The organism is Acidimicrobiia bacterium (genome assembly GCA_035651955.1).
Taxonomy (GTDB): Bacteria; Actinomycetota; Acidimicrobiia; order IMCC26256; family JAMXLJ01; genus JAMXLJ01.
The window spans coordinates 1-7497 of record DASRES010000075.1; the positions used below are offsets into that span (position 1 = coordinate 1).

The following is a 7497-nucleotide window of genomic DNA, read 5'->3' on the forward strand; positions in this document are numbered from 1 at the left end:
CAGCGCGCGCTCGCACATCATGTCGAACGCCAGCTTGCACTGCGCGATGGTCCGCATCGCGTGGTGGATGCGCCCACCGCCGAGCCGCCGCTGCGCGAGCACCTTCGCCCCGTCTTCCGGGCCGAGGAGATGGTCGAGGGGCACGCGCACGTCGCGGTAGATGATGTGGTTGTGGTTCCGGGGCTCCGGCATGATCTCCACGCCGGGCGTCTCACGCGGCACCACGAACATCCCGTTCGTGCACATCACGAAGAGGATGTCCGCGACCCGGCCGGCGGAGGTGAACCACTTCTCGCCGTTGATGACCCACTCGTCGCCGTCGCGAACGGCGTGCGTCTTGAACAGGTTCGGGTCGCTGCCGCCCTGCGGCTCCGTCATCGAGTACGCCGAGAAGATGTCCTGGTTCAGCAGCGGCTCCAACCACCGCTTCTTCTGCTCCTCGGTGCCGTACGCAGCGAGCATCTCCATGTTCCCGGTGTCGGGCGCGGCCGCCCCGAACATCTGCGGCGCCGACGGGTACCGCCCGATGATCTCGTTGAGCAGCCCGAGCTTCAGCTGCCCGAACCCGGGCCCGCCCAGCTCCTCGTCGAGGAAGATCGCCCACAGGCCCTGGTCCTTCACCTCCTGCTGGAGCTCCCGGACGTAGGCCTTCACGACGGGATCGGGGGAGCGGACCGCGTACGGGAACACGTAGTCGAGGGGCTCGACCTTCTCCCTGCAGAACTGCTCGACCCAGTCGAGCTTCTCCTGGAACTCCGGCTCGGTCGAGAAGTCCCACGCCATCCGCGTGCCTCCTTGTTGCGTGCGACGGTGGACGCTACCCCCGCCGAGAAAATTCCGGCGACGGCCTGTCGATTCCGCGCCCGGCGTTCGTGGACAGGGTGAGCGGCGCAGCGGGCGCCGCCGGAGCGGAAGGGAGCCGCCGCCATGTCCACGATCCTCGCCCCGTCGAACATCGCGTCGACACGCCCGGCGACGTCGCTGCGGCGCGCCACGCTGACCGTCGGTGTCGTCGCCGCCGCCGTCACGACCGGGCTCGTCGCTGCACTGCACGCGGCCGGCGTCCCGTTCGCGGCCGAGGGCGAGGTCCCGCTCGCCGCGTTCGCGCAGTTCACGTTCATCGGCACGGTGCTCGGCGGGCTGCTCGTCGCGCTCCTCAACCGGCGCAGCACCGCGCCCCACCGGCGGTTCGTGCAGACGACGACCGCGCTCGTCGCCCTCTCGTGTGTCGCGCCGATCGCGCTCGCCGACGGCGCCGCGAGCACGATCTCGCTCATCGGCACGCACCTCGTCGCGGCCGCGATGATCGTCCCGGTCCTCGCCCGTCACACCACCGACTGACCGACACCGAACGGCACCATCACACGACACGACGACACGACACGACAACGACACGACGACAAGGAGTAGAGGACCGATGCCGCAGTACCTGCTCGGGGTCTGGCACGACAACGACTACGACATGGACTTCTCCACCCCGGACGCGCAGCGTCTCAGCGCGCAGGTGGGCGCCTTCAACGACGAGCTCCAGCGCACGGGCACCTGGGTGTTCGGCGCCGGTCTCCACCCCGCGTCCTCCGCGACCGTCGTCCGCTCGACGAAGGGCGACGTCTCGATGACCGACGGCCCCTACGCCGAGTCGAAGGAGCAGATGGGCGGCTTCTGGGTGATCGAGGCACCCGACCTCGACGCCGCGCTGGACTGGGCCGCCAAGGCCGCCGCCGCCTGCGAGGGACCCGTCGAGGTCCGCCCGATGCAAGGGTGACGGACCGGCTCGACGCCGTCTTCCGCCGTGAAGCCGGCCGCTGCACCGCCACGCTCATCCGCGTCCTCGGCGACATCGACCTCGCCGAGGACGCGGTCGCGGAAGCGTTCGCCGTCGCCGCCGAGCGGTGGCCGGCCGACGGCGTCCCGCCGAACCCGGGCGGTTGGATCCTCACCACGGCGCGCAACCGCGCCATCGACGGTCTCCGTCGCGAGTCGACACGCACCGACCGCCACGTCGCCGCGCACCGGCTGTACGTCGACGGCGTGGAACCCGACGACACCACCGAGATCGACGACCTCGACGCGTTCGCCGACGTCGTCGCCGACGACCAGCTGCGCTTGATGTTCCTCTGCTGCCACCCCGCGCTCAACGCGGACGCGCAGGTCGCGCTCACGCTCCGGCTCCTCGGCGGTCTCGACACCGACGAGATCGCGCGCGCGTTCCTCGTCCCCGAGGCGACGATGGCGCAGCGCATCGTGCGCGCCAAGCGCAAGCTGCGCGACAACCACGCGCCCTACCGCATCCCGCGACCGGCCGAGCTCCCGGACCGGCTCGACGCGGTGCTCGCGACGATCTACCTGATCTTCACCGAGGGCCACACCGCGACGTCGGGCGACGCGCTGACGCGCGTCGACCTGTCGAACGAGGCGATCCGGCTCGGACGGGTGCTCGTGGAGCTGATGCCCGACGAACCGGAAGCTGTCGGCCTGCTCGCGCTCATGCTCCTCACCGAGGCGCGCCGACCGGCCCGCGTCGACGACGACGGATCGATGGTCCGTCTGGCGGACCAGGACCGCGCACGATGGGACCGCGCGCTCGTCGACGAAGGTCACGCGCTCGTGCGCGCGTGCCTGCGAAGGAACCAGCCGGGCCCGTTCCAGGTCCAGGCCGCGATCGCCGCGGTGCACGCCGACGCGCCGACGGCCGACGCCACCGACTGGAGCCAGATCGTCGCCCTCTACGACCAGCTCTACGCGATGCGGCCAAACGCGGTCGTCGCGCTCAATCGCGCGATCGCGATCGCGGAGCTCGACGGCCCGGGCGCCGGTCTCGCGGCGCTCGCGTCGATCGACGACGCGGCCGCGCTCGCCGACTACCAGCCGTACCACGCCGGCCGGGCCGACCTCCTGGCGCGAGCCGGACACGTCCACGAGGCCGTCGCCGCCTATGACCGCGCCCTCGACCTCACCACCAACCCGGCCGAGCGCGAGTTCCTCGGGCGTCAGCGACGATCCACCCAAAAAAACCTGACGTGAGCGTCAGCTCAGCGGGTACGAACACTTGCCGGCGGTCGGGGGCGTGGCACGCTGGCCCCGTGTGTCGGGGATAGACCCCAGCCCCCGACCGCCTCGAACCTCCGTGGTCCCCGCCCCGGCCGTCGTGCGTCAGACCGTCCGGTGCCCCGGCCGTTGACGCGCCTCCCGTCGGGGATGACACTGCCGTGACCTGCGCACACGCAGGGACAACACGGCCGTCTACGTCGCGTCAGGGGGTGCGTGATGGAGGCAGGGACGGTGAGTCATCGCCGATTCGATCGAGTCGGCGCCTGGATGGGGGTCGTCTTCGTCGTCTTGTTCGTCGCCGGGTTCATGGTCTTCTCGACGCCGAGCAGCAACAAGGACACGGCGAAGTGGCAGCGGTGGTGGACCGACGGCGGGCACCGGGTCACCGCCGTCATCGGGGCATACCTGATCGTCCTCGGGGTGCTCGCGTTCGTCTGGTTCCTGTGGTCGCTGCGCGACCGTCTCGCCGACGGTGGTGGGCCGATGCTGACGTTCGGGACGTTGTTCGTCGCGATGGTCCTCGTCTCGACCTTGCTGAGGGCCGCGATCCCGGGCGCCAAGATGTTCGGGAACGTCCCGGTTCCGTCGGGTGACCTCGCCCGCCAGTTCGACAACCTCGGGTTCGGGCTGTTGCTCGTGGCGGGCGCGCTGTCGGCGGGCGCGTTCACGGCGTTCGCGTCGTACGCCGCCCGCCGGGAGGCGGTCCTGCCGAGCTGGTTGACCGCCGCGGGCTACGTGGTCGCGGTGCTCCAGCTCATCGCCGGGATCTTCTTCCCGTTCGTGCTCTTCGTGCTCTGGGTGCTCGTCGTGTCGATCGTCCTGCTGCGACGGGGCGCGACGGCCGAGGCGGCGGCACCCGTCACGGTGGCGCCTGCGCACTGAGCTCGATCAGCCGGCTCGCGACCGCGCGGACGAGCGGGCCGAGCCGGTACGCGTCGGGCACGACGATGCGGTCGCGGTCGAGGCCGGCCGCGACCGCGCCGTCGGCACAGACCGGTCCGACGCATCCCACGACGACGCGCCCGTCGTCGAGCCGCGCGCGCAACGCGCCGTCGAGGTCGTGCTCGGCCGCGATCGTGAAGAGGTTCTGCACCGCGGCGTGCGTCGTGAACGTGACCGCGTGCACCCGTCCCGCGACGAGCTCGTCGATCAGGTGCTCCGCCGGACCGTGATCCTCGGGCAGCTTCCACTCGTAGACGGGGATCTCGACGAGCTCCGCACCCGCGGCACGCAGGCGCTCGAGCTCGGGTGCGCTGCCGCCGCCGTCGAGCTGCACCGCGACGCGATCGCCGCGCCGCATGCGCGCCACGACGAGATCGACCGCCTCGCTGAGCCGTTCGCTCGCCGCGCGCGCCTCGACCTCGAGACCCGCCGAGTGCACGGCGCCGGACGCCTTCGGGCCGCGCGCGACGATGTGCGTCCCGGCGAGCGCGTCGTGCAGCGCCGTGCCGAGGTCCCAGCCGTCGGCCGCGGCGAACCACGCGCGCATGCCGATGCCGGTGTTCGCGAGCAGCACGTCGGGCGGACGGGCGACGAGCGCGTCGGTCGCGGCGCGCAGCGGCGCGTCGGAGCCGAGGGGCAGCGTTCGGATCGTGGGTGCGTGCACGACCGTCGCGCCCCGGCGTTCGAACAATGCGGCCTGCTCGTCCCACCGTCGGTCGGCCGTGATGCCGACGGTGAACCCGTGCAGCACCGAGGACGGTGGCATCGCGTCCACCATCGCCCCTCACATTCTCGGAAGCGTCAACCACACAGTATGTGGCTGACGCTTCACAAAACGGACGGCAGCAGCAGCGTCACGAGGTCGCCGACCTCGTCTTCGTCGACGGGGAGACGGGGCGGGCGCGGCCACCCACCCGGCAACCCGAGCGCGCGCAACGCCGCCTTCGTCGCCGAGATCCCGCCGAGTCGCTGCGTCGTGGCGAACAGCCGCATCACCCGCTCGTACGCGTCGTGACACGCGCGCATGTCGCCGCGCGCGTACGCGTCGACGACGGCCACGCACAACGCGGGCGCGAGGTTCCCTTCCGAGCTGAGATAGCCCTGGCCGCCCAGCGCGTGGCAGCTGAGCGCGTGCATCGGTCCGCCCACGTGCACGTCCACGCGGCCGTCCACCGCGTCGAGCACGCGCACGAGGTACGTCAGGTCGGGGTTCGTGCAGTTCACGCCGGCGATCGAGCCGTAGCGAGAGAGCAGCTCGTCGATCAGCTCCGGCGGGATCGCGTAGCCCGCCGCCTGATGCGACGACAGGATCATCGGCACGTCGACCGCGTCGAGCACGTCACACAGGTACCGCTCGAGCTCGACCGGCCGCGGCCGGTTCCCGTGCCCCATGTCGAGCGAGTAGAGCTGTACCGCCTCGACGCCGACGTCTGCCGCGAGCCGCCCGAGCGCGATCAGCTCCTGCGCCGAGCGCGGCTCCACTCCCATCGCGCGCACCGGCACGCGCCCGCGCAGCTCCTCGACACCGATCTCGAGCACGCGCCGCATCTCGTCGCGCGACAGCGTGTAGCCCTCGCCGCTGCCGCTCCCGCCGAGGTACACGCCGATGCCGCTGGACGCGAGCCGTTCGAGGTGCGCGCGCAGCCCGTCCTCGTCGAGCTCGCCGGTCGCGGTGAACGGTGTGAGGCTGATCACGAAGGTGCTCGCCTGTGACGCCATGCCCGCATCTCCGCGCTCGTGCCGTGGAGGCCGGATCATAGGTACCGTCGAGAACATGCAGCGGTCGTACCGGCTCATCTCGGCCGACAGTCACGTGAACGAGCCTCCGGACCTGTGGACCTCGCGCGTGCCGGTACGGCTGCGCGACCGCGCGCCGCGCGTCGAGCGCTTCGACGAAGGCGACGCGTGGGTCCTCGACGGCGTTGCCGACCCGATCAACTTCGGGATGAACGCGTGTGCGGGCCTCGCGCCGGAGGAGATGAAGGGGTGGGCCCGCTTCGAGGACCTGCGCCGCGGCGGGTACGACCCCGCGGCGCGGCTCGTCGAGATGGACCGCGACGGCGTGGATGCCGAAGTCCTGTACGCGACGCCGCGTCTGTCGCAGGCGATCGTCGCGAACCGCGACGCGGAGCTCCACCTCGCGTGCGTGCGCGCGTACAACGACTGGCTCTCCGAGTACGTCGCGTACGCGCCCGACCGCTTCGGCGGCCTCGTGCTGCTCCCGAACTGCGGCATCGAGCACGCGGTCGCGGAGATCGAGCGCGTGCTCGGCCGTCCCGGCATGCGCGGCGTCGTCATCGGCTGCTACCCGAACGGGACGCTCGAGCTGACGCCTGAGGACGACAAGGTGTGGGCGCGCGTCGCCGAGGCGGGTGTCCCGCTCAGCATCCACGTGAGCCTCAGCACGACGATGCCGCGCGCGCACCGGGCGAAGCTGCCCGGCTACGGACGGTTCTTCGACGCGCCCGAGCGGATGATCCAGCTCGTGTTCGACGGCATCTTCGACCGCTTCCCCGAGCTCGACGTCGTCTTCGCGGAGACAGACTTCGGCTGGGTGCCGTACGTCAAGGAGCAGATCGACAACAACTTCCACCGGCTCGACCCGGTGAGCGGGTTCGGTCTCAGCGCGCCGCCGAGCGAGACGATCGAACGTCACTTCCACTTCGGGTACATGACCGACACGTTCGGGGTGCGGAACCGTCACGCGGTCGGTGTCGAGCGCATCCTCTGGTCGAGCGACTATCCGCACATCAGCGCCGACTACCCGTACTCGTGGCGGACGATCCAGGCGTCGATGTCGGGTGTGCCGCAGGCCGAACGTGAGCTGATCCTCGCCGGCAACGCGCGCCGTCTCTACCGCTTCGGCGAGTAGACGCCGCGCAGCGCGCAGACACGCTCACACCGGTCGCCCGTCCCGGATGCGACGCAGCCGCGAACGTGTCATCGCGAGCGCGAGATGCTGCAGCGTGCCCGTCTGCCCGTCGGTCAGGTCGAGCCACTCGACGTCGTAGAGCGTCCGCGTCGGTCCCGGTACGACCGCGACGACCTGGGCTCGCGGCGACACCGTGAACCGGCGACCACCCACGACATGGTCGATCCGGACGAGAAGCGTCGTCCCCGCCTCGACGTCGTCGCCGACGTGCTGGAGGGTTGCCCCGCTCCACGACGCATCGTGGAGGTTCCACGCGCCGCACGGCCGCAGCTCGCCGTCGTCGACGGCGAAGACGAGCACCGGCACGTCGAGCTGCACGCGGAACGCGTAACGGCGGCCCCACTCGTCGGGGACGAACGGTTGCCCGCCGCCGGTCGTGAACGGGTCGCGCGCGGGCATGGCCGTCTCCTGCCCCGCGACTCTCCTCGAGCACATTGTCGGCATGAACCGCCCGAGGATTGAGCGGCCCGTCCGAGGACCGAATCTTTGCCTTCTCGTTGCGGTTCGTCGCGCCGATTCTCAGCCCGGGCGCCGATCATCACGGACGCCGAGCCAGTTCGAGGAGGGGTCGC

At 71.1% G+C, this 7497-nt stretch carries 9 protein-coding genes; 5 read left to right on the plus strand and 4 right to left on the minus strand.

The genetic code is table 11. The features are described from left to right. Window positions 1-783 (minus strand): acyl-CoA dehydrogenase family protein (locus tag VFC33_16325; GenBank protein HZR14806.1); only part of this gene is annotated, 783 nt, incomplete at its 3' end. 144 nt (window positions 784-927) lie between these two features. Between VFC33_16325 and VFC33_16330 the strand changes: the two genes are divergently transcribed. The 4 genes from VFC33_16330 to VFC33_16345 all read left to right on the plus strand — a co-directional run bounded on the left by VFC33_16330 (window position 928) and on the right by VFC33_16345 (window position 3933). Beyond that, the gene (locus tag VFC33_16330) at window positions 928-1341 is read left to right on the plus strand and encodes a DUF6069 family protein (GenBank protein HZR14807.1); all 414 of its coding nucleotides are present in this window, start codon (window positions 928-930) and stop codon (window positions 1339-1341) included. Between the two features lie 76 nt (window positions 1342-1417). Next, window positions 1418-1765, plus strand: a complete 348-nt coding sequence (locus VFC33_16335) for a YciI family protein (protein ID HZR14808.1) — start codon at window positions 1418-1420, stop codon at window positions 1763-1765. After that, entirely contained in the window at window positions 1762-3024 is a 1263-nt protein-coding gene (locus tag VFC33_16340; GenBank protein ID HZR14809.1) for an RNA polymerase sigma factor, read from the plus strand. Before VFC33_16335 ends, VFC33_16340 begins: the two co-directional genes overlap by 4 nt. Before the next feature lie 294 nt (window positions 3025-3318). Beyond that, window positions 3319-3933, plus strand: coding sequence for a hypothetical protein (locus tag VFC33_16345; GenBank protein ID HZR14810.1), 615 nt, complete (start codon window positions 3319-3321; stop codon window positions 3931-3933). On the opposite strand, the gene VFC33_16350 is transcribed toward VFC33_16345, so the two are convergent. Beyond that, window positions 3911-4771, minus strand: a complete 861-nt coding sequence (locus tag VFC33_16350; protein ID HZR14811.1) for a uroporphyrinogen-III synthase — start codon at window positions 4769-4771, stop codon at window positions 3911-3913. The genes VFC33_16345 and VFC33_16350 overlap by 23 nt on opposite strands. A gap of 50 nt (window positions 4772-4821) precedes the next feature. Then, window positions 4822-5712: a dihydrodipicolinate synthase family protein gene (locus VFC33_16355; GenBank protein HZR14812.1), complete on the minus strand. Its 891-nt coding sequence runs from the start codon at window positions 5710-5712 to the stop codon at window positions 4822-4824. A 55-nt stretch (window positions 5713-5767) separates the two neighbouring features. Here VFC33_16355 and VFC33_16360 point away from each other — a divergent pair, with 55 nt between their 5' ends. After that, on the plus strand, window positions 5768-6865 hold the full coding sequence (locus VFC33_16360; GenBank protein HZR14813.1) for an amidohydrolase family protein: 1098 nt from the start codon (window positions 5768-5770) through the stop codon (window positions 6863-6865). A 24-nt stretch (window positions 6866-6889) separates the two neighbouring features. On the opposite strand, the gene VFC33_16365 is transcribed toward VFC33_16360, so the two are convergent. Continuing rightward, entirely contained in the window at window positions 6890-7324 is a 435-nt protein-coding gene (locus VFC33_16365; protein ID HZR14814.1) for a PilZ domain-containing protein, read from the minus strand. Between the last annotated feature and the right edge of the window lie 173 nt (window positions 7325-7497).

Bases quoted from the DNA above. Each gene is read 5' to 3' on its own strand.
- VFC33_16330 (HZR14807.1), top strand. From the start codon at position 928: ATGTCCACGATCCTCGCCCCGTCGAACATCGCGTCGACACGCCCGGCG.
- VFC33_16335 (HZR14808.1), top strand. From the start codon at position 1,418: ATGCCGCAGTACCTGCTCGGGGTCTGGCACGACAACGACTACGACATG.
- VFC33_16345 (HZR14810.1), top strand. From the start codon at position 3,319: ATGGGGGTCGTCTTCGTCGTCTTGTTCGTCGCCGGGTTCATGGTCTTC.
- VFC33_16350 (HZR14811.1), bottom strand. From the start codon at position 4,771: ATGGTGGACGCGATGCCACCGTCCTCGGTGCTGCACGGGTTCACCGTC.
- VFC33_16355 (HZR14812.1), bottom strand. From the start codon at position 5,712: ATGGCGTCACAGGCGAGCACCTTCGTGATCAGCCTCACACCGTTCACC.
- VFC33_16360 (HZR14813.1), top strand. From the start codon at position 5,768: ATGCAGCGGTCGTACCGGCTCATCTCGGCCGACAGTCACGTGAACGAG.
- VFC33_16365 (HZR14814.1), bottom strand. From the start codon at position 7,324: ATGCCCGCGCGCGACCCGTTCACGACCGGCGGCGGGCAACCGTTCGTC.